Origin of the sequence: Ottowia thiooxydans DSM 14619 (genome assembly GCF_000422885.1) — a bacterium.
Classification (GTDB): Bacteria; Pseudomonadota; Gammaproteobacteria; order Burkholderiales; family Burkholderiaceae_C; genus Ottowia; species Ottowia thiooxydans.
On sequence record NZ_KE383942.1, the window covers coordinates 15694 to 35948 of the forward strand.

Here is a 20255-nt window from a genome sequence, read left to right on the forward strand (position 1 = left end):
TTCTTCAGGCGCGCCGCATCAACCCGTTGAGTTGGCTATCCCAGTTGGCCCCCGGCAGCACGCGGGCCAATTGGCTGTCCGGGAGGGCAAAACAAGAGCGTAGAGCTTGCGCCATGACAGCCCGAAAATCGTGGTGCACTGGTAAGTCGCGGTTTTCGTGCAGATTGGAGGGAGACAGGCCTGCCCATTGGCCGTGCCACCGTCCGCCGTTGACTCGGTTACCGAGCAGCCAGATCGCATTGCCGTGGCCGTGGTCTGTACCACGGCTGCCATTTTCAGCCGTGGTACGCCCAAACTCACTGGCTACGATGATGACGTCATTGTCCTGATTGAAATCCCGGCGGAGCTGAACCAGGGCGGCGGAGAGTCTGCGCAGGTTGTTAGCCAGTTGTCCGGTGACGGCGCCCTGATTGGCGTGGGTGTCCCAGCCACCCGCGGACAGGAAACCTATGCGGAGTGAGCGCTCTCGCCGCATCAGTGTTCCAAGATTGAGCGCATCGCCTTCCAGCGCAGCTGCGGGAGCGGCGCCGTTGTCAGCGGCCTGCATTTCACGGCTTAAGTCTTGCGCCGTTTGCAGCCGACTCTCGGCACCTTGGCGGAAAGCAGCTGAGAGCTTGTCCGGGCCGTCGTATAGCGCCATAAACGCTTCACGCGTGCGCTGGTTTTCGAGCACACCAGCACGTTGCGCAGATTTGCCGCGCGCCACCAGTTTGACCGCTTGCGCGCCAGCCAATACGCGCGGGTTGGCTTCCCCGACCCCCAAGGCATGGGCTGAGTTGTTTGATTCGCCAAAGCCGGCTAGCGTATTGAGCCAGCCAGGGGCCTCGCCAGTGCGGCCGGGGCGCGCGGTTTCCCATTGGTATTGGGCTTCGAAATGCGAGCGCGTGGGATCCGGTGAGCCCGCGGCTGGCACGACGGCAAGCACCCCCTCTTGCCATAGAGGAAGGAGTCCAGCCATCGCGGGATGCAACCCAAAGCGGCTGTCCAGGTGGATGGCGGTTTGGTCTGTGCCATCGGGTTGGGCGATGGCGATGTTGGGCCGGACGCGAGCGTACTCGGGATCTGACCAAGGTACGAAAGCGGAGAGACCGTCATAGGCGCCCCTTAGAAAGACGATGACCAGGCGACCATCGCTCTTGGCCGCCGGCATGGTTTGTGCCCATGCGCTGGGAAAGGCAGCTGCGGCCGCGCTTGCGAGCATGGCTCGGCGAAGAGGTGAGTGGTGTGCAGTCATGGCTGGCCTTTGTCAGGAGTTGGAGTGCTGCCTTACTTGGCCATGAAGTCAGGGCTCGCCAGCATCAAGCCTGCGCGGAGTTTTGGGGGCTGCGCGTTGATCCGCTGCATAGTGGCGGGCTGTACGAAGGCTGCCAGGTAGTCCACCGGCGGCTCTTTTCGGGCGATCGCCATGGCGTAGTCAGCGCGGCGGGTGAGTGCTTCTGGAGCTAACCAGGTGGCTGTATCGGATTTGTAGCCATCGGGCGTGGGCCAGCGATGAATGCCTTGGCCGGCACCGTTGAGCGCCCCAAGCGCCAAGCTGATGTCGCGATCATTGTGCGCGCCGCCGGTGGCCGCAAGCACCGAGCAAACATAGTCGTAAGGCGTTTTGAAAAGCTTGTTCGCTGGATCCCAGAATGCGCGCGATGCGACCAGAGTGCGCATTACCGTGCGTAAATCGCCCTGGCTGGTTTGGAAGCTGCGCGCGAGCTGGTCGACCAGGGCCTGCGGTGGTTGATCTGCGACAAACCACTGCGCCAATCGGAGCGCAATACGTTGAGCGGTGGCCGTTTGCTCAGACAGCAGGCGGATGGCAGCGAGGCCTTCCGTTTCGCCCGCAGAAGACGGCGCTGCGGCGAACGTGCGGCCCAGTAAGGTCTTGGCTTGCGTATCGTGCAGGCGAGGCACAAAGCGGAACCCCTCAGGCTGCTGGGGCGCCACCGCCCAACCAGTGAGTATTCGCGCCAGTTCCCGGACATCGCGCTGTGTATAGCCGCCATTCACGCCCAGCGTATGCAGCTCCATCAGTTCGCGCGCGTAGTTCTCGTTCAGACCGCGGCGCTGTTGGCCTAGCGTGGTGCCATCTGCCACGCTTTGAGTTTGATCCAGGTAGTAGAGCATGGCAGGGTGCCGACCGCTGGCGAGCAGCAGTTCGTCGAACCGGCCCAGCACATTGCGGCGTATGGCATGCAGCACATAGTGGCCCACGAAAGGCTTGACGATGCCTTTGTCCGAAGAGACGTTGAGGTGGTTGAACCAGAATTCGGTCAACCGCGCGAGCAAGGGGTTTTCAGTGTCCGGTTGGCTGCAGGAGGCTAAGCGCCAGGAGGCCGCTTGGCGGGCGACCCGGTTGCTGTAGTTTCGAGCAGGGTTGGCGACCGCTGTGACCTCTGGTGCGGGTGAGACCGCGCTGGATGAGGCTTGTTCTTGGGCTCGGATCTCGCGGCGCAGCGCAAGTTCGCTTCTATAGTTGGAGAAGATCTCAGGCAATGGGGCGTTGAATTCAGCATTCGCCACGTCAATCTGCGCCGGGCTATGGCTGGCAGTGGAAGCTCGGTCGATTTCTCCCAGCGCCCACGATCGCGCACCACCGGCCCGTTGCACCTGCTCCACCAAGGCTGGGGTAGGCCCGTAGCCAAGGCGTGAAAGTGCGCGCCAGGCATCTGCATCTGCGCTTTGGGTTTCCGCCGCCGCGCTGCCAAAGATGAGCAGGTACGACGCCATGGCGAAAGCACAAGATCTCAGAGACTTGTGCTGGGCTTTTGTGCCGAAGGAATGATGAGGTGCTGACATAAGCATCGCAGCGGAAACTGATTTCCAATACAACGCGCTGCGGATAGGCGCAGTCGACCGCCTTACAAACTTTACTGAGTGGACACTCGGCTGATGGCGCCTGCCTGGGTGGGTGATTCTTTTTTGCGATTTGCTTCACGCTCCACACGACGTTTTTTTGCCAGGGCGCGAATCTCGTCTTGCGTCACGTAGCCATCACGATTGGCATCTGCCGCATTGAACTGTTCCGCTACGGAGGGCTTGAAACGTGTGATCCAAGCGGTTTCGTCGCGTGACAGGCGGCCATCCCCATTGCTGTCGAGCATGCGAAACCATTTGAGGGCCTGCTCGTCCCCTTTGTCGGTATTGGCACTGGCGGTTGTATCGGCCTTGGCGACTGGCTTCGATGGGCTGGGGGTGGGCTTGCTGACGGTGGGGGCTGATGCAGCCGTTTTTGGCTGGGCAAGCGCCGAACCAGCAGAGGCGACCCATGCGGCCCCTGCGAGGGCAACGGTGAGAGAGACTTTGTTAAAACTCATGCAGGTTTGGTGAGCGCGGGCGCCGGGAGTTCCCGTGCTGCCGTTGGATTTGTAACGCCACTGGTGACATGGCCTGCCGGCACATGGCGTGCCGCATGCTCGATGTGGCCAGCCTGATCGTCGAAGAAGAAGTCTGGCTCGAACTCCCTCAGGAATTCGCCTTTGGGCAGGCCTCCCAGGAACATGGCTTCATCCACCCCTACGCCCCAGGACATGAGTGTGCGGATGGCGCGCTCATGGGCGGGCGCGCTGCGGGCGGTGACCAGGGCGGTGCGAAGACGCATGGCGCCTGAGCTTGATTGTTGTAGACGGTGCAGTGCGGCCAGCAGTGGCTTGAAGGGCCCATCTGGCAATGGCAGCGCAGCTTTGCGCTTTTCGTGCGCCTGAAACGCAGCCAACCCCTTTTTCTGAAACACCTGCTCCGCTTCATCGGCGAACAGCACGGCATCGCCATCGAATGCGATGCGCACTTCATGGGCGTGGTTGGCCATCGCCTGGGCTGAATCCGTCACGACGCGTGCAGCCGGAAATCCAATGTCCAGCGCTTGGCGCACATCGGCTTCGTTGGCTGAGAGGAATAGATGTGCACCCAGTGGGCGCAAATAGCCGAAGGGATCGCGCCCCTGCGTGAATACCCCGCGCTCCAGATGAATACCGGCAGCCCCCGCGCTGCGAAACACGCGCATTCCGCTCACCGGATCATTGCGGGAAAGTATGACTACTTCGACCCGGCGCTGATCTGGCTCGTTGAAAGCCAGGAGCTTGCGTACCAAGGAGAAAGCCACCCCAGGCGTGGCCGGTGCATCAAGTCGTTCGAGTTGCAGGCGCATATACGCCTGCGGATCTCCCGCCTCGAAAAGGCGGTTTTCTTCTTCGAAATCAAATAGCGCCCGTGATGAAATGGCAACGACGAGCTGGTCTTGGAGCGATGCGGCCATGATGTTTGGATTTATTTAACCCACTGGTTGAGCTGCATGATCGGAAGCATGACTGCCAGCACGATCAACATCACCATGATGCCCATCGCCACGATCAAAAGCGGCTCCAGCACGGTGGCCAATTGCATCGCGCGTCGTTGAACCTCAGCTGAGAGTTGATTGGCTGCTCGCTGCAGCATGACAGGTAATTGACCCGTTTGCTCTCCTAGTCGAGCAAACATGGCCAGTAAACCGGGGAAACGCTTTTTCTGAGCCATGGCTGAAGCGAGCGGTGCGCCTTCTCGCACCAGGATCAGAGCGTCTTCTGCATCTGCGCGCATGGCGGTATTGTTCAAGGTTTCGGCGGCCGCCTGCAGTGCTCGCAAAATGGGTACGCCTGCTCCGGCCAGCATGGCCAGCGTGCTGGCAAAGCGTGCGGAGTTGTAGCCGCGCGCCAATCTGCCCACAAGAGGAAGATTGAGCCAGGCTGCATCGAACTTCTGGCGCAGCGCAGGCCTGCCCAGTGCCCACTTGGTGCCGAAGGCGCCCACCACGATGGCCCCCAGCATCCACCAGCCCCAGCCGCGTACGAAATCGCTGATGGCCAGCATCGCCACGGTAAGCCAGGGCAGCGCATGCTTCGTGCCGGCAAACACCGTGGCCACCTGGGGCACGACATAGCTCACAAGAAAGATCACGATCACGATGGCCACGACGGTCACGATAGCGGGGTACAGCGCCGCGCCGATGAGCTTGGCCTTCAGGGCCTGCCGCTCTTCCAGATCGTCGGCCAGGCGCTCCAGCACAGTACCCAGATGGCCGCCTTGTTCGCCAGCCGCGATGACAGCCACATAGACCTGTGAAAACTCGCGCGGGTGTTGCATCATGGCCTTGGCCAGCGGCGAGCCCGCATTGACTTCCGAGCGCAGAGAGGCGATCAGATTGCGTTGTTTTTCATCTTCAGCTTCATCCGCTAGAGCGGTGAGGGAGCGCTCCAGCGGCAAACTGGAGGAGACCAGCCCGGCGAGCTGGCGGGTCCAGATGGCCAGTTCGGTGGAGTTGAATGCCCCGCCGCCGAAGATAGATTTTGAGAGGAGCCCAGGCCCATCAACGCCTCCGGCTACGGGGTCTACGCTGAGCGGCACCAGCGCCTGCCCGCGCAGGAGCGAGCGTGCGGATTTCGCGGTATCGGCCTCAATGACGCCCTTGCGGGTTTTGCCATCGGCTTGAACGGCTTCGAAGGAGTAGGCGGGCATGTAGGGATGTTAGCGGTCTAACAGCCATTGTCTCCCGAGTCGATCAAAGTTCTATGGCAGCCCGCAGCCAGACCGTGCGGCCTGGCTCGTTGATGCGTGTTCCACCAGGGAACCCGAAGCCTGCGTTACCAGCCAGATTGAGGTGTTCTGCGTAGGCTTTGTTAAAAAGGTTGTCTACGCCCAGGAGCAGTTTCAATTTCTGGTTGAGGCGGTATCCGGCGTGGAGGGAAACCACACCGAATCCCCGGCTCGCACTGAAATCTTTGCCCACTTTATTGCCCTGGCCGGCAGCAACCCGATGCTGGGCAGAGACCAGGCGCCACAACGCTCCGGCGCTCCATGGGCCCTCTGCGTAGTTCAAGCCCAGGCGCAACTCGGCTGGCGGAGTCTGGGGCAGGGGGCGACCATCGGTGCGGTTGTTTGCCCAGGTGCCCGCGAGCGTCGCCTGCGCATTCCAAGATGCGCCCATCCGATATTGACCGCCGAGCTCAAATCCAGTGGTGGCCGCATTCACGTTACGAACGGCGGAGCTTTTGGCCGTGTAGTCAAAGAGGATGTAGTCTTGCACCACTCCCAGATAGCCAGACACCCAGAGCTGCCAATCGTCGCCTTTCCAGCGCGCACCCACATCGAGTTGCGTGGTTTTTTCGGGCTGGAGTGCCATGAACGCGTTGCCTTTCTCCAGGGCGCTATTTCCCGGTGCAATCAGCTCCCAGTAGTCTGGGAACCGCTGCACATGTCCCAATCCTGCGTAAACCACGTTGTCACTCGCAAGCTGGTGCTCCCAGCGCAGAAATCCGCTGAGCAATGGGCTGCGGCTTCTGTGGCCATTTGAAGGTGTGTCATATCGCCAGGCCTGTGAATGGTCCAGGCGCACCCCGCTAACCCAACGGGTGCGCGGTGCAGCCTGCCAGTTCACCTCACTGAACCATCCCAGGTTAGAGAGCTTGGCATCAGGTGTCCAAGCCCGTTCCTGGTAAGGCGATGTAGGGGTGCCTCCACGCCATTCGAGAGGGCTGCGTTGGATGTCCACGCCGGTGACTAACTGCCAGTTCTCGGTCGGATCCATCGTGGCGGCCATTCGTGCGCCTGACGTGGTGCGGCGCACGTTTCCGGCCATGGGCATTTTCATACCACCGTTTGCAGGAAAGGGGCGCAAGCTGTAGTTGTCCATCACGTGATTCACCTGGTTGGCGTAAAGCGTCGCTTCCAGCTTGGACAGCCATGGGCGGATCTGCTGCTTCTCGAACCGCAGACCGAAGCTGTTACGACGAAACTGCGAACCGTCCATACCGCGGCCAGCGTACCTGGCTTGACCATCGCCTGCACCCGCACTCAATTCGATCAGCGTGTGGGTGTCGGGCGTGAAGCCCAGGGCGATATCAGCATTCCACTTGTTCCAAGCAGAAGGGATGCGCTGGCCGTTGCCATCGTAGTAATCGCCCGATTGAGAGTGATTGGCCGTACCACGCAGGTACACCATCGTATTGCCAGCCTCCAACGTCGCAGTTTGGTCATTTCGACCGTGAGTGGCGCTGAGCATGCTGCCAGAGAAACGGGCCTCAGGCCTGGTGAATGAGGGAGGAAGGCGGTCGAAACGCACCACGCCGGCTGATGCTCCAGGTCCCCAGATGACGCTTTGAGGGCCCTTGATCACAGTGAGTTGATCAAATGTCTGGGGGGAAATGTAGGAACTTGGCGCATCCATTCGACCGCCGCAGGCTCCCAACAGATAGGTGCCGTTGGTGAGCAGCGGCAGACGCGAGCCGAACTGCCCGCGAAAGACTGGGTCGCTGTTGGAGCCGCCGCTGCGAATGGCTGAAAACCCTGGAATGGTCTTCAAGTAGTCTGCTGCGTCGCTGGCAGGGATTGGCTGACGCGGCTGCCTGAGGTCTGCCACCACCTGTGTTGGCGACTGATCGTGCACCGCCGTAACCACTACTTCCGTCAATGAGGTGGTTGCGCCTTGCGGATCCAGACCTGCCGCTGCGGGCAGTGCAATGAACAGCGCAAAAGAAGTCGTGGTGAGAGAGGTGCAGGAGAGTTTGAGGAATGGGGCTGGGCAGAAGTAGGAAGCAGGCATGCGAACTTGGGTGCCGCCTTGGCTTACGAAGAACTGGTAAACAGGTTTCGGCCGAGGCGAGGTGAGGTGAGGTGAGGTGAGGTGAGGTGAGGTGAGGATGAACGGGAAATCGAATAGAGGTCAGGGAGTGCAGGGCATGTCACCTGAAAGGGCAGCCTTAACCGTGCTTGCGCCAGTAGAGAAAATCTTCCGAGCTCGACGACATGGGCGTAGGTCTGACCGACAAGCGTCGATGATTATATTAGTAATTTAGTATTAAAAAATACTTATGCGGCGGCTACTTTGATTTGGTGATGGACTCAAATGCTTATGCGCTCATTTCTGCATGGCGCGGGAGATGCGGGGCGCCTTAGATGTTCGTGGCGCCGAAATAAAGATTTCCAGAGTGATGCATTTTTATCAAAAAGGACTACATTTCTTGTTGCAAATAATTACGTAAATAGCGTAGTGATGCGTTTCTTCTGAATTCGGGTCGACCGGCTTCCATGAAATCGCCATCTTTAAATCCCTGAGCCCAACTGAAGAAAACGATTTCCTATGAATAAGCAAAGCACTTTCGTCGGCACAGCTCGGCCATTGGCCATAGCCTGCGCCTTGCTGATCAGTGGGGTCGCATCTCAGGCCCAAGTCTCACTGTCCGGCGCCAATGGAGTAGCTGTCAAATCGCCCTCCGGTTCGGTCATCACTGGTTTTTCAAATGACGGTTCGGTGACTATTCCATCCCTGGGAACGACAGGAGGCTACGTCTTCACCGATTCAACCGGCAAGCTGTCGGTAGGCGCTGGTCCGACGGGCCCAGTTGGCGCGACGGGGGCTGTGGGGGCGACTGGGGTCACAGGAGCGTCGGGCGCTGAGGGACCCACAGGTGCGACGGGTGCCACAGGCGTCCTGGGCCCTACAGGCGCGACCGGCGCGACCGGCCAAGTCGGCCCTACAGGTGCGACCGGAGCCACAGGTCTGATCGGGCCGACAGGGCTTACAGGGGCGACTGGCGCCGTAGGCGCCACGGGGCAAACGGGCGCAACAGGCGCAACAGGCGCAACAGGCGCAACAGGCGTAGTGGGTGCCGCCGGACCTACGGGTCCTTCTGGCAGCGTAGGCGCTACAGGGGCCACTGGGACCCCAGGAACACCAGGCACGCCAGGCGCGGCCGGCTCCCTTGGGCCTACAGGCAGCGTGGGCACTCAGGGCCCAACAGGGCCGGCTGGGGCAGTCGGGCCGACGGGTCCAGCCGGAGTGTCTGCGGAAGTCTACGGAAATGGCTCTAGTGGGGCCTTGACGGTTTCATCCAGTGCAAATTGGGATACCAACCCTATAAACAGTACGCTTCAATACACCAGCTTCTCAGTGTCTGCGGGCGTGACGCTTACGGTGCCGAGCGGCCTGATCATTCGAGTCAACGGAGGTGTGAGCATTGCAGGCACGATTGTGGTGGCCGCAAGTCCTTCGGACGACAAAGGAATTGCAGGAACCGAGGCAGGGCTCGATAACGGCAATACTTCAGCGGTTCAAAGCGGCGGCAGGGCAAGGCTGAACACCATGCTCGCGCGCACACTTGTAAACCCAGGCGCTGCGGGCGGCGGCATAGGTCCTTACAGGCTTGCCAACGGAGCACTTGCGAATGCTGCCGGTGGCGGCACGCTTGTCATTGCAGCAAGCGGAGCCATCTCGGTTGGAGCTAGTGGGGTAATCAGGGCGAATGGCGCCAGTTCTGCGCCGATCGTGCCCAATGTCAGCGTGGGCGGCGGCGGCGGCGGCGGCGGGGTGATCGTACTGGCGTCGAGAACTTCCGTCACCAACAATGGAACCCTTCAGGCCACGGGCGGCAAGGGGGCAGACGCTCTCGCTGGCGCAGCGGGAGGATCTGCCTCCGGTGGCGGCGGCGGCGGGTTTGTCAATCTGCTCGCACCTGCCGTTGTGCAAGGCACCACGAGCGTGGGTGGGGGCCCGGCGGGGACGGGGTTGAATACAGCCCACGGATACGGAGCAGGCGGCGGAGGCTCTGCAGGTAACGGAGGAAATTCAGGGGGTGCTTCAAATGCTGCTACAGCCGGTACTGCGGGCGTTGTTCTGACCACTACCGTGGATCCGTCGAACTTGTTCATAGGCTCAGCAGGGTTGCGTTGAAGTGCAGATTTAAGGGAATCGAATGGGCGGCGCAGCAAAGTTTGAAGAGCTGCGTCTCGTGCCTTGGTACACTACGCCCCGTGCCTCCGTAGCTCAGTGGATAGAGCGATCCCCTCCTAGATTTTTTGGGCACCAGATTAGCGAAAGCTGCTGTGTGAATTGAGTCAAATTCGGTGAACCCTCTGGGCTTACAAGCCCGTGGCAACGCCGAGCCAAGCCCCTCACGGGGAAGGTGTAGAGACTAAACGGCTCAGGCCTGCATGAACCCCTAAGGGGTTCAATGGCCAAGACATAGTCCAGCCCACGAACACACGCATGGTGTGGCGGTGAAAACCGAAGTGGGATGAAGGGATAGGTCGCAGGTCCGATTCCTGCCGGGGGCACCATTTTCGAGAACCGCTGTCGATCTTCAAGAAAGGTCTGCGCCGTTCACGAACTTGATCGGTATGTCGGCCAGTTCAACGCCTTCCAGGCAGCGAGCATTGATAGCCCATCCCTCAAACGGGAGCTTACCTTCCGAAGTCTCCTGTGCAGTCGGTGCGCTCGGAATCCGAAACGGCATTATTCCGCAATGGGGGCAGAAGTAATCCTTGGCTGTCCTTGAGTGCCATTCATAGACTGTCAGGTTTTCAAGCGGCGTGAGCATCCGAAGCGCTGACTTGGGAACCCTGTGAATCAGCGCACCCCGGCGTCTACATACTGAACAATTGCAGCTCCTGACATGGTCAAGGTCAGTGTCGACTTCGAAGCGGCACGCACCGCAGTGGCATGAACCCTGAAGAGTATCCATAGGCTGCAAATTCTCGCTTACTTCTCCTCGTTCACGGCTTTAAAGTTAAACGAGCCTTGGTGGGTCTTGGTTACTCGCTCCCCAGCGCGATCGACTGCAAGCTTTTCCGTAGCTCTTTTTCCACCGCTGGAAATTCGCTTTTGGTGGAGTTGAAGTTGAAGACCAGCATCTTGCCCTGGTGGGGCGTGATCAACATGATGTTGTAGATGTCGGAGTCAACGGCGCGCGAGGTCATCTCGAAGAAGATCCACTGCTGGCCCTTCATGTCGATGAGCTTCTTTTCTTTCCAATCTATGCCGGGGACAACGCGCTCGAACACGCTTTCAAATGAAGCCTGTACCTGGGGTAGCTTGTCCTTGGGCAGTTCATTAGGCTTGAGGTCGGCTGCGATGGTAGTGGTGCGCCGGGCATTGCCCACCACGAAGGAGGGAGCGCGGTTGGATGGGTATTTTTGGCTGATCTCATCGGCTGTGAGTGGGGTGAAGCCCGAGGGAGCGTTAAAGGAGACGTTCGTACCGGGAACTGTGAAGGTGGCAGCGTTGACAGCGGTGCCGGCAAGGGCTGATGCCATGGCTAGGCACAGGGTAGCGATCCAGGATTTCATGTTTGGTTGAGCGCATCACGACACGATGGGGACCGAACACCACAGGCCTCTCCCGTCGCTGAGCTAGTTTTTGGATAAAACACCAGTATCTGTACACGTGGCTGCTTTGGAGCGTGGTTGCAGATTTTTACCGCTCAGCGCGTGCGCAGTAGTTCACATAATGGGGCGGCAGCCGCGCCCTGTTGAGTCGACTCCCGCATTCATTTCGAACGATGGTTCTTAGTCGAACGAGAGGGTGTAGATCAGGTCCAGAGCACTGCGCTCGCCTGCTTGGCCGCGGAGTAGCCAGCGTTTGGAAAGCTCAAAGTAGACGAACAGCGTCCCCATTGCGCCAGCCAGGCTATGTTCGTAAGTGGCATAGAGCTTTTCAGAGATACGCTTGCCCAGGGTGACGGAGGCGCCCGCCGTGCCGGTATCTGTATCACCACCGCCGCTGAAGCTGAGCTCGTCCAGCCCGAAGCGGGAGGCGACGCTGCGGCCTTCTCGCCCTCCCATGATGGCAATGGCCGCTTGTTGGAGCAGGGCGGACTCAGCGCCCCCGGAGGGAGCCGAGCGACCCAGAATTAACCAGGCGAGCTTCTCACTATCAGGAAGCTCTGGCTGGGCGTATAGGCGTACGCGTGGGAGCAGAGCTGAGCCAGTGACCTGAACGCCTACGCGTTGATCGGATTGATAGTTAGGGCGCAGGGCCAGGATGTTGAAAACAGGGTCGTTGGCGGGACCAACGAAGCGGATCACGCCGGTATCTATATTCAACTGCTGGCTGTAAGCTCGGAAAGTACCCCCGATGGTGTTTACCGTTCCTGTGACTCTTGGCAATGTGCCCATGGCACCGCTTGCGGTGATCGCGAGTTGGCCGGCAAGGCGGGTATTGAGGCCCAGGCCGCTGACGCGGAAGTCTTCGCCTAGATCGATCTGCACTTCGCCCTTCAGCGTGGCCGTATTTGCTGGCGATGCACCTTGATTTGGAGATTTGGCGGCCACGGGTGTTGCGGTCCACCCGCCGATTCCACGGCCATTGGGGCCTCGGACAATGACGTCCTTCCCAAGTGTGGGCGCCGTTTCCTCGGGCAGCGAAATGCGCGCTTGATCTACTCTTAGTTTGCCGTTGACGGTGCTCTCGCGTCCAGCCACGCTGGCCTGCAATTGACCGGAAACAATGACTTTTCGGTCGGCACGCAAACTCGCGTGAAGCCGGTCGAGCGTGGCGTTCATGTTGGCCTGAACCTGGCCGTTCTGCAGCTTGGCTTCCCCATTGGCGCGCAAGCTTCCTCCGGCCTGATCGGTGCCGCCGCCCCTGAGGCTGAATTCATCGAGGATCAGGCGCTGCCCGTCTAGTCGAGCCCGCAGTCGTCCGCCGCTGAATTCAATGCCATCGACGACCGAGCGCAGGGCCAGATCATCAGCGCCCAGCGTGCCCGAAAGGAGCGGCGTTCCTCGGGTGCCCGCGATGCGTACATTGGCTGCCAGCGAACCCCTTACCCGCCAGCCAGGAGGTGCCAGTTGTGACCAGGCGCCGATGCGTGGCAGTGCGGCTCGCACTTCACCCGACAAAGGAGCGCTCTCAGGCCAGCTCCAGGCCACATCGCCCTCCTGGCTCTTGCTGGAGACGAGTTGAGAGCGCACTTCGCCTGTCGCGACACCCAAGTGCTCGGTGTCCCAGTTCAATTTCAGCGTGATCGCTTGCCCTTCGCTGCGCAGCTGCAGGCGCGCATCTTTCAGACCGGCTGCAATGCGTGTTTGCACTCCGGTATCGGCATCGCGAGTGGTTACGACGAGATCGCCGCGAGTACGTGCCAGTTCAGCTTCGATGCGCATGGTCTCGCCCAACTGGGCATTCCATTGGCCGTCGAAAATCACTTCGCCTGTGACGCCGGATTCAGCCATTTGTGGGCCGGCGAACAGCTCCGCCCACGCCAGCGGCAAGCCAGTAATGCGTCCGCTACTGCTGAGGGTGCCCGCACGCCACTGCAAAGGTTGCCAGGCGACGGTGGTTGGGGACGCCGCTGAAGTTTTGAGCGGGGCCGTCAGCACCAGCTCTCCCGCACCCGCCTTGAATTCTCCACTGCCTTGTGCGCCGGGCGCAGGTGCCCAACTGAAACTCACTGGAACACGGCTCTTGACTTGCCACGGTGCATCAGAGCGACCTTGGCTCAGAGCGGGATCCTGGGCAGAGAGTTCGAGTTGCCGCAATGTCCCTTGCCAACTCGATGCTGCCAGTGTGGCGCCAGCTCGGCTGCGGCCACCTTCAGCGCTGGCGCGCAATTTGAATGTCCGTTTATCTTGCGTCAAGGTGCCGCGCAATTCCAGCTCAGCCTGAGACAGCCGGCCATTCAGATTGAGCAGGGTTTCCTGCAGCCTGGTGGGTGCTGGCGCGGTATTGACGTTCGCGTTGGCATCTGCCCGCCATTGCGCCGCGGGAATTTCAAGCTTTAGCTTCACAGAGGGATCTGTCCATCCGCCTTGCCAACTGCCATTCAATGCCAGTTGCCCGCTCGCTTGTGCCGAGCTCAATTCTGATGGCACGCCGGGGAGTTTTTGAATCCAGCTGAGGGTTTTGGAAAGATCGGATATCTGGGCGTTTACGGCGCCACCGCCGACCCGTTCCGCTACATCGGCGTCGAGTTTGATGAGCGCTCCAGGGGCGCTCAGCTGGATCTGGCCTTTGCCAGAGGGTGCGTTAGGGCGCGCTTCGATCTTGGTGCCAGTCAGTTCGGCATCTGAAGTGCGTACGCGCAGGTTGGCTATACGCAAGAGGCCCTCTTGCCATCGTCCTTGCGCAGCAGCGCTTTGCACGCGCAACGCATAAATATCGCGCGCCAAAGCCTTTGCGGCCGTATCGCCTGAGCGTGTAGCCGGTGTGGCCTGACGATTGGCGCGTGCTTGCAGCGCGACATCGAAATCGATGGCGGTGCCTGCACCCGAAGCCGTGGCGCGGCCATCAATGGGAAAGGGGGCCAGTTTCGTGTGCAACCTGGCAGGGTCGATGCCATTCAGCGAGGTCACGATTTGCCAGTTGCCTGAATCGCTGGAGGCTGTGGATGCGGGCCTTGACCAGGAGCCCGCGCTTTCCAGCGTGCCACCCGCAAGCTCAGCCTTTAGAGCCTCGACAGTCGCCACGCCGTCTTGCCATATCGCTCGCGTATGAAGGCGATCCAATGGCAGGCGCTTGCTATCCCACGGGCCGGGCAGCGCATTCGTGATCTGCGCTGTGACCTGCCATCCAACAGCCTTGCTTTCGGCGGGCTTTTTGGCGGGCGTGGGGGCGATGTCCAACTGGCCCGTCAAGCGGGTTTGCGGGCCAGGGGGCCAGAAGGGGGCGATGTCGAGATCAGAGAATTTAGCTTGTGCTTCGGGCAAGGGGTGTTCGCCCCAGGGCGTGATGCGTGCGGTGGCGTCAGCGCTGGCGGCGGGCGTGCCGGCTTCGGCCGCTTGACCGCGCACGGTCGCTTCGGCGCGCATTTCTGTCAGTGGACCGTGAACGCGCGCATTCACCGAAAGCGGCACACTTTGGCCGCCTTCGGGGGAGGGGCTCAGGAAGGTGCCAGACAAGCGCGCGTCTATATCCGGCGAACCAACCGTTCCCAAACGAACTTCTGCCTGGTAGGTGCCTTGGGCAATGGCAGCGCTGTCTAGGTGAAGCCTATGGTTGGAACCATCAAAGCCATAGCGTCCGGTGACTGCTTCAGCGCTGAAAACCTGCGGATTCACCACTTCCAGCTTACCGGCATTGAAACCGTCTATCTGTACCTTCAGGGGCAGTCCCAGTGCTTGCGGCGGGCCTGAGGAGGGCGCGCCATCGGGCGGGCGTTGATCATCTACACGGATGTGGCGAGCGCTGAGACTGGTGAAACGTATTTGGCCACCAAGCAAAGCCAGCGGATCCCAGGTGTAGCGTGCGTCGTAAACATCGATCTTCAAGCCACCTTGGTGCCAGCGCAGATGACTCACTTCCCCGCCGCGCCGCAACGCGCCCTGCAAACCTTCGATGCCCAGCGCGTCTGGTGGAAGGTAGCGTTGCCCCCAACTCAGCACGCGAGCTAAAGAGCCCTCGCTGCCAGCCCAGTACCAGAAGGCGGCCAAGCTTGACGCCAGTACGAGGAGCAAGGAGGCGAAGGCGTAGCAAAACCGGCGCATCCAACGGCTAGGGCGGGAAGGTGGTGCAGGGGCCGCAGGTGAGGGCGACGCTGCGGGAGAGTTGGCGGTGGGTTCGGTCATCAGAATACGAATCCAACCGAAAGATGCAGGCGCACTTTGCGGGTCTTAAGGCCGTAGGCAAGGTCGAGCTGCATGGGGCCTACCGGCGTTTTCAAACGAACACCTGTGCCAATACCAAAACGAGGGTGCAAGTCTTTCGGCTTTTCTGCGACATCCCCGAAATCGAGAAAAATGGTGTGCTCCAACCCGCTGGGAAGGCCCTCTCGCAGGATTGGGCGTTGCCATTCGATGCTGCCTACGGCCATGTAGCGGCCCGGGCCTATGACATCGTCCGGATAGTCGATGCCGATCGCCCGGTAAGCGTAGCCACGCACGGTGGTGTCTCCGCCGGTACGAAAGAGCAGGGCACTTGGCACACGGGCACCGCTGTTGGCGACGACAGCGCCCCCTTCGGCACGCAGGGAAAGTCGGCTGGCGTTGGCTCCCTCGCCCAGGGGCAGGATTCCCAGCCAGCGAGCCACTCCACGCAAAAAGGGCTTTCTAACCCCTTCGAGTGTGTAGCCACCACCCAACTCAGCCCCTAAGCCATAGCCACGGGAGGGAGATGGCAGGCTGTCAAAATAACGTGCAGTCCATATGTAATTCACCGAAAGCGCTGAGCCGTCGCCGGCGCGTGCGTCAGTCAGTTGCGCCCCATCACGCGCATTGACCTGCGCGCGGTCAAGCTGCACATACAGATTGCGGTCAAACCGATCATCCGAGCGCGAGCGACCAAATCGCAGTTGCTGAGACACGGTGGTCAATTCATTGTCATCCAGCCGGTCAATCTTCGCGATGGCTCCCCAGCGCCAGCCGTTCTCGGCCGGGATGCCTTGCCAATCTGTTTGCAGGTAGGAGTGTGTCTTCTCAATCTGCATCTTGGTGATGGCCCGCCAGCCGATTCCAGGGACTCGGTTGTGACGGTATTCGAGCCCGAGGCGGGGCCCACCATTGGTAGAAAATCCTCCACCCAGCACCACCTTCTGCAACTTGGCTTCGGTGACCTGCACCTGTACCGGTACGGCTTCCGGGTTGTCTTCTGGGTCGATGAAGACGGTAGCTGAGTCGTAGTAACCGCTGGAGGTGAGCCGATACTGCGCGTCATTGAGTTTGCGCTGATCGTAGATGTCGCCAGGTTGCAGACGTGCCAATCTTTGCACGAGTACGGGGTCATAGCGCTGCGTGCCTGTCACCCTCATCGCACCGAGGCGATATAGCGGGCCCGAGTCGAGCTGCACCTGAAGGTGCGCCAAGTCGGCCGCAGGGTCCACATCTGCCAGGCTGTAGCCGATTTTCCCAGCCGGATACCGGCGAGCCACCAGTAGCCGCAGGGCGTCGGTTTTAGCGCTACTCCAGCTATCTTGGGTGAAACGGCGGCCGGAAGGCAGCTTCCAGTCCGAGCGAATCTCATCGCGCTGCTCCACGGTACCTGCATCACTCGATTGCGCAATATCGCCCTGGAAATCGATCACCACCTTTCCGATCACGGTGGGCTCGCCGGGCTCGATATCCATCACGATCGTGGGACGTTCGCCGGGCGCACCCTTGCGCGTGATACGGATGCGTGGGCTGAAATACCCTTGCGTTCCGAGCAGCTCGCGCAGGTTGCGTTCGGAAAGGATCAGCAGGCGTTCGAGTTCTACGCCTTCGAGATCGGAGATGGCCTGGTAGCGCTGCAGTTCGTTGTGGCGCTCTATGAGCTCGCGGACAGAATCGGGCGCAACTACCTCAATCTCGAACGCTTTGACAGCTGGCGCACCGGTGGCACTAGCAGCCTCGCCTTGCTGCGTGGCTCCTCCTGTTGCTGGCGCATTTGCAGACGCGGCAGCAAGCGGAGCTTCAGGCGTTTGTGAGGGCGATGAAACCTGTGGCGTTTGCGCTATGGCGTGACTGCTTGCCAGCCACGCGCCAACGCACAGCGCGCTGACTCCAATCAAGTGCGCCCACCCACGCGTTGGTGGAACGCGATCGCTAAGAGTTAAAAAAAACCGCATCAAACGACAGTGAATGGCGTCCCCACATCCTGAATGGCCCGAAAAGTCACATATTATCGAACGTCAACGCTGCAAAGCTTGTAGGAAATAATGCATGCCTGCTACAACTGGTGTGGTGCCCGGGTTCAATGCACCGGGCGTCGATTTTGATCAACCCTTCGAGATGCTCGAGGCGTGCCACGAACGGGTACAAAGAAGTCTTGGGTTGCTAGGCCGGCTCGTTGAGCACGTCAAAACAAGCGGCCACGATGCCTCTTCGCGTTCTGCGGCCGCCGATGTTCTACGTTATTTCGACATCGCGGCGCCACTTCATCACGAAGATGAAGAGCAGCACCTGTTTCCTGCGCTCTCAGAAAACAATGATGCCGACATGCGCGACATCGTGGCCAGGCTGCGCGCTGATCACGTGCGGTTGAGTGCGCTCTGGGCAAGGCTGCGCATGATTCTTCTCACATGGAGGGATTCTGAGTCTGCGCCAGTGGTCTCAGGTGCTGATCAGGCCTTGATAGATGAGTTCACGCAGATCTATGCAAGCCATATCCCGCTGGAAGAGTCTCTGGCGTACCCTCGCGCCCGTTCGTTGTTCAATGAGGACCGCCTCGCCGAGATAGGGCGTGAAATGGCATTTCGGCGGCGAGGGCGTTGACGAATCGCCTTAGAGCCTGTTCAAGGTCTCCTCGCGGTCCTATTGCGCTCGAAAAACAGCGTCTGCGGCGTTAAAAATACTCGCGATACCACGAGGTATCCCTGCGTTTTTCGCCTTGCATCCACAGTCTTTCGAACACAATAGCCCTCGCGCAGAGACTTTGAACAGGCTCTTAGGGAAACACGCCCTGGCGTTACTTCGACAACATCCGCATCGACTCCTCCAACCCTTTGAGGGTGAGCGGAAACATGCGGTTGCTCATCAATTGCTGGATCACGGCAATGCTCTGGCGATACTGCCAGACGCCCATGGGCTCGGGGTTGATCCAGGCGAACTTGGGGAACGCGTGCGTCAGGCGCTGTAGCCACTCGGCACCCGCCTCTTCATTGTTGTATTCCACGCTGCCGCCGGGCTGCAGGATTTCGTAGGGGCTCATCGTGGCATCGCCTACAAAGATCAGTTTGTAGTCTTTGTTGTACTTTCGGATGATGTCCCAGGTGGGGAATTTTTCCGCGAAGCGCCGTCGATTGTTCTTCCACATGAAGTCATAGACGCAGTTGTGGAAATAATAGAACTCCAGGTGCTTGAACTCTGCCTTCACGGCTGAAAACAGCTCTTCCACGCGCTGGATGTGCTCATCCATGGTGCCGCCCACGTCCATCAGGATCAGCACTTTCACGTTGTTATGCCGCTCTGGCACCATCTTGATGTCGAGCCAGCCGGCATTGGCTGCTGTTGAACGGATGGTGTCGGGCAGGTCCAGCTCCAGCTCGTTGCCTTGGCGTGCAAATTTGCGCAGCCGTCGCAATGCGACCTTGATGTTGCGCGTACCTAGCTCCTGGCTGTCGTCGTAATCCTTGTAAGCGCGTTGGTCCCACACCTTGACCGCACTTTTGTTCCCGCCCTTGCCGCCAATGCGTACCCCTCGTGGGTTGTAGCCCCCATGGCCGAAAGGGCTGGTGCCGCCTGTGCCTATCCACTTGCTGCCGCCCTCATGGCGCTCCTTCTGCTCTTCCAGGCGCTTCTTGAGCGTTTCCATCAGCTCGTCCCAGCCCATTTTTTCGATGGCGGCTTTTTCTTCGGGGGTGAGTTCCTTTTCGAGTATCTGGCGCAGCCAGTCAGCAGGGATTTCCTTGGTGAAATCGGTCAGTTGCTCTACGCCTTTGAAATACGCGGCAAAAGCGCGGTCGAATTTGTCAAAGTGCTTCTCATCCTTGACCAGGGCCGTGCGAGCCAGGTAGTAGAAATCATCGATTGAGCAGGCATCAGGTTGCCTGGGGCCCACGACATCGGCCTGCAGGGCTTCCAAAAGTACCAGAAACTCCTTGACCGAGACCGGTAGCTTGGCGGAGCGCAGGGCGTAGAAAAAATCGATCAGCATGGGAGGGAAACCTAAATGGAGCTTGCGCGAAAGAGCTTCAAAGCCGAATTTTGCTGATTATGAACGCGAACGCTTTTCCCTACCTGCACGTCCGTGACAGGCTCCTAGAGAGCTGTCCGCAGACTCCAAAGCTCCGGAAACAGCACGACATCGAGCATTTTTCGCAGGTAGCTCACTCCGCCTGTTCCCCCGGTGCCTCGCTTGAAACCGATGATCCGCTCCACGGTAGTGACGTGGCGGAAGCGCCAAAGCCGGAAAGCATCTTCGAGGTCGGTGAGCTTTTCGGCGAGCTGATAGAGGTCCCAATGCGCCTCGGGTGCGCGATAAATGGCTAACCAGGCCGCCTCAACCTCTTCGCTGGCCTCATAGGGCTGAGTCCAATCACGCTGCAAGTAGTTGGCCGGTACAGCCAGGCCTTGGCGGGCCAGCAGGCGCAAGGACTCGTCGTAGAGTGAAGGGGCTTCAAAGAATGATTGCACCATCGCCTTGCGTTCCGGATGGTGGGCATGAGGGGCCAGCATGGCAGCGTTCTTGTTGCCCAATGCGAACTCGATGCACCGGTATTGAAAACTCTGGAACCCGCTGGAAGGGCCCAGGAACGGCCTGATTGCGCTGTACTCTGGCGGCGTCATGGTGGCCAGAACATCCCAGGCGCGTACCAGTTGCTCCATGATGCGGCTGGCGCGGGCGAGTTTCTTGAATGCGGGAGGCAGGCGGCTTTCACGCAGGTCGCCCATCGCAGAGCCCAGCTCGGTGAGCAGGAGTTTCATCCAGAGCTCGCTGGTCTGATGCTGAACGATGAAAAGCATTTCATCGTGCGCAGGTGAAAGCGGGCGCTGGGCGCTCAGGATCTGATCAAGGTTCAGGTAGTCGCCATAGCTCATGCTGCGGCTGAAATCGAGTTGCGCCTTCTCGCTATGAACAATGGATTCGGGTGTGGTCATGGGGTGTTTTT

The 20255-nt window shown here is 60.0% G+C and carries 14 protein-coding genes; 2 read left to right on the forward strand and 12 right to left on the reverse strand.

The window, feature by feature from the left end; all coding sequences use genetic code 11:
* Positions 1-4: 4 nt before the first annotated feature.
* The 6 genes from G518_RS0126470 to G518_RS0126495 all read right to left on the reverse strand — a co-directional run bounded on the left by G518_RS0126470 (position 5) and on the right by G518_RS0126495 (position 7561).
* On the reverse strand, positions 5-1234 hold the full coding sequence (locus tag G518_RS0126470) for a DUF1501 domain-containing protein (RefSeq protein WP_028605048.1): 1230 nt from the start codon (positions 1232-1234) through the stop codon (positions 5-7).
* Positions 1235-1266: 32 nt separating this feature from the next.
* Entirely contained in the window at positions 1267-2718 is a 1452-nt protein-coding gene (locus tag G518_RS37140) for a DUF1800 domain-containing protein (protein ID WP_169458015.1), read from the reverse strand.
* 140 nt (positions 2719-2858) lie between these two features.
* A complete protein-coding gene (locus G518_RS37145) occupies positions 2859-3305 on the reverse strand; it encodes an EF-hand domain-containing protein (RefSeq protein WP_051237436.1) in 447 nt (148 codons plus the stop codon).
* Positions 3302-4243, reverse strand: coding sequence for a 5'-nucleotidase (locus G518_RS0126485; RefSeq protein ID WP_028605049.1), 942 nt, complete (start codon positions 4241-4243; stop codon positions 3302-3304). Before G518_RS0126485 ends, G518_RS37145 begins: the two co-directional genes overlap by 4 nt.
* Before the next feature lie 11 nt (positions 4244-4254).
* Positions 4255-5478 (reverse strand): type II secretion system inner membrane protein GspF, encoded by a 1224-nt coding sequence (gspF, locus tag G518_RS0126490; protein ID WP_028605050.1) that lies wholly within the window; start codon positions 5476-5478, stop codon positions 4255-4257.
* Between the two features lie 43 nt (positions 5479-5521).
* Complete coding sequence (locus tag G518_RS0126495) at positions 5522-7561, reverse strand: TonB-dependent copper receptor (RefSeq protein WP_028605051.1); 2040 nt, start codon at positions 7559-7561, stop codon at positions 5522-5524.
* 537 nt (positions 7562-8098) lie between these two features.
* On the opposite strand from G518_RS0126495, the gene G518_RS37150 reads away from it, so the two are divergent.
* The gene (locus tag G518_RS37150; RefSeq protein ID WP_051237437.1) at positions 8099-9688 is read left to right on the forward strand and encodes a collagen-like domain-containing protein; all 1590 of its coding nucleotides are present in this window, start codon (positions 8099-8101) and stop codon (positions 9686-9688) included.
* 409 nt (positions 9689-10097) lie between these two features.
* Here G518_RS37150 and G518_RS41615 read toward each other — a convergent pair whose 3' ends face one another.
* From G518_RS41615 to G518_RS0126520, 4 genes are all read right to left on the reverse strand, one after another.
* On the reverse strand, positions 10098-10478 hold the full coding sequence (locus G518_RS41615; protein ID WP_028605052.1) for a GFA family protein: 381 nt from the start codon (positions 10476-10478) through the stop codon (positions 10098-10100).
* A 70-nt stretch (positions 10479-10548) separates the two neighbouring features.
* Positions 10549-11082, reverse strand: a complete 534-nt coding sequence (locus G518_RS0126510; protein ID WP_028605053.1) for a hypothetical protein — start codon at positions 11080-11082, stop codon at positions 10549-10551.
* 219 nt (positions 11083-11301) lie between these two features.
* Positions 11302-15300 carry a translocation/assembly module TamB domain-containing protein gene (locus G518_RS37155; protein WP_051237439.1) on the reverse strand — a complete coding sequence of 1333 codons (3999 nt, stop codon included), beginning with the start codon at positions 15298-15300 and terminating at the stop codon, positions 11302-11304.
* Positions 15300-17216: an autotransporter assembly complex protein TamA gene (locus G518_RS0126520; RefSeq protein WP_028605054.1), complete on the reverse strand. Its 1917-nt coding sequence runs from the start codon at positions 17214-17216 to the stop codon at positions 15300-15302. The genes G518_RS37155 and G518_RS0126520 overlap by 1 nt, the downstream gene beginning before the upstream one ends.
* 151 nt (positions 17217-17367) lie before the next feature.
* On the opposite strand from G518_RS0126520, the gene G518_RS0126525 reads away from it, so the two are divergent.
* Positions 17368-17919 carry a hemerythrin domain-containing protein gene (locus tag G518_RS0126525; protein WP_028605055.1) on the forward strand — a complete coding sequence of 184 codons (552 nt, stop codon included), beginning with the start codon at positions 17368-17370 and terminating at the stop codon, positions 17917-17919.
* Positions 17920-18112: 193 nt separating this feature from the next.
* On the opposite strand, the gene G518_RS0126530 is transcribed toward G518_RS0126525, so the two are convergent.
* Both G518_RS0126530 and kynA read right to left on the reverse strand, forming a co-directional pair.
* Positions 18113-19300, reverse strand: a complete 1188-nt coding sequence (locus tag G518_RS0126530) for a vWA domain-containing protein (RefSeq protein WP_028605056.1) — start codon at positions 19298-19300, stop codon at positions 18113-18115.
* A gap of 104 nt (positions 19301-19404) precedes the next feature.
* Positions 19405-20244: a tryptophan 2,3-dioxygenase gene (gene kynA / locus G518_RS0126535; protein ID WP_028605057.1), complete on the reverse strand. Its 840-nt coding sequence runs from the start codon at positions 20242-20244 to the stop codon at positions 19405-19407.
* Positions 20245-20255: the final 11 nt, after the last annotated feature.

What these genes read in the sequence shown, in the direction of transcription:
- G518_RS37155 (WP_051237439.1), bottom strand. Translation starts at nt 15,300, where the DNA reads ATGACCGAACCCACCGCCAACTCTCCCGCAGCGTCGCCCTCACCTGCG.
- G518_RS37145 (WP_051237436.1), bottom strand. Translation starts at nt 3,305, where the DNA reads ATGAGTTTTAACAAAGTCTCTCTCACCGTTGCCCTCGCAGGGGCCGCA.
- G518_RS0126530 (WP_028605056.1), bottom strand. Translation starts at nt 19,300, where the DNA reads ATGCTGATCGATTTTTTCTACGCCCTGCGCTCCGCCAAGCTACCGGTC.
- G518_RS0126470 (WP_028605048.1), bottom strand. Translation starts at nt 1,234, where the DNA reads ATGACTGCACACCACTCACCTCTTCGCCGAGCCATGCTCGCAAGCGCG.
- G518_RS0126485 (WP_028605049.1), bottom strand. Translation starts at nt 4,243, where the DNA reads ATGGCCGCATCGCTCCAAGACCAGCTCGTCGTTGCCATTTCATCACGG.
- G518_RS0126525 (WP_028605055.1), top strand. Translation starts at nt 17,368, where the DNA reads ATGCCTGCTACAACTGGTGTGGTGCCCGGGTTCAATGCACCGGGCGTC.
- G518_RS0126495 (WP_028605051.1), bottom strand. Translation starts at nt 7,561, where the DNA reads ATGCCTGCTTCCTACTTCTGCCCAGCCCCATTCCTCAAACTCTCCTGC.
- G518_RS37150 (WP_051237437.1), top strand. Translation starts at nt 8,099, where the DNA reads ATGAATAAGCAAAGCACTTTCGTCGGCACAGCTCGGCCATTGGCCATA.
- G518_RS41615 (WP_028605052.1), bottom strand. Translation starts at nt 10,478, where the DNA reads ATGGATACTCTTCAGGGTTCATGCCACTGCGGTGCGTGCCGCTTCGAA.
- kynA (WP_028605057.1), bottom strand. Translation starts at nt 20,244, where the DNA reads ATGACCACACCCGAATCCATTGTTCATAGCGAGAAGGCGCAACTCGAT.
- G518_RS0126510 (WP_028605053.1), bottom strand. Translation starts at nt 11,082, where the DNA reads ATGAAATCCTGGATCGCTACCCTGTGCCTAGCCATGGCATCAGCCCTT.
- G518_RS37140 (WP_169458015.1), bottom strand. Translation starts at nt 2,718, where the DNA reads ATGGCGTCGTACCTGCTCATCTTTGGCAGCGCGGCGGCGGAAACCCAA.
- gspF (WP_028605050.1), bottom strand. Translation starts at nt 5,478, where the DNA reads ATGCCCGCCTACTCCTTCGAAGCCGTTCAAGCCGATGGCAAAACCCGC.